This window comes from Nonomuraea sp. MG754425, assembly GCF_021699195.1.
GTDB lineage: Bacteria > Actinomycetota > Actinomycetes > Streptosporangiales > Streptosporangiaceae > Nonomuraea.
Genome location: NZ_SSXE01000519.1, coordinates 1 through 422, shown reverse-complemented (window position 1 = coordinate 422; position 422 = coordinate 1). Strand labels below are relative to the sequence as shown.

The 422-nt window shown below is 78.7% G+C and carries 1 protein-coding gene; it reads left to right on the top strand.

Translation table 11 applies throughout. The features are described from left to right. Positions 1-422 (top strand): hypothetical protein (locus FAF44_RS53790; protein ID WP_237111205.1); only part of this gene is annotated, 422 nt, incomplete at both ends.

Sequence of the window (422 nt, the reverse complement as noted above, 5' to 3'; positions counted from 1 at the left end):
CGCCCGCCTCGTGACCCGGCGCAAGGTCGCCGAGGCGTACGACGACGAGTCCGTACGGCAGGCCGTCTTCCTCGCCGACCCCGCCTTCTACCAGGCGATCGTCAAGCATCCGCTGGCCCGGCGGTCCGGGGACGGCACGGCCAGGCGCTCCCGTCTGCTCACCGCGACCGCCCACCGCCATCTGCGGCGCTTAGCGGCGGGCGGCGGGGACGGCGGGCCCGTGCTGTACGCGCGGTTCGAGCCGGGCGGCGGCCCGGCGCTGCGGGTCGGCGAGCCGGGACCGGAGCGGACGATCGTCGAGGCCGGCGACTGGCTGGCCGGTCGGCTCCGGGACGCCGCCCGCGTCGAGGAGCTCCGCGCCCGGTACGCGGGCGCCCCCTGGCCCGAGCGCGCCCGGCACTTCGAGGCCGCCCGGCTCGAAG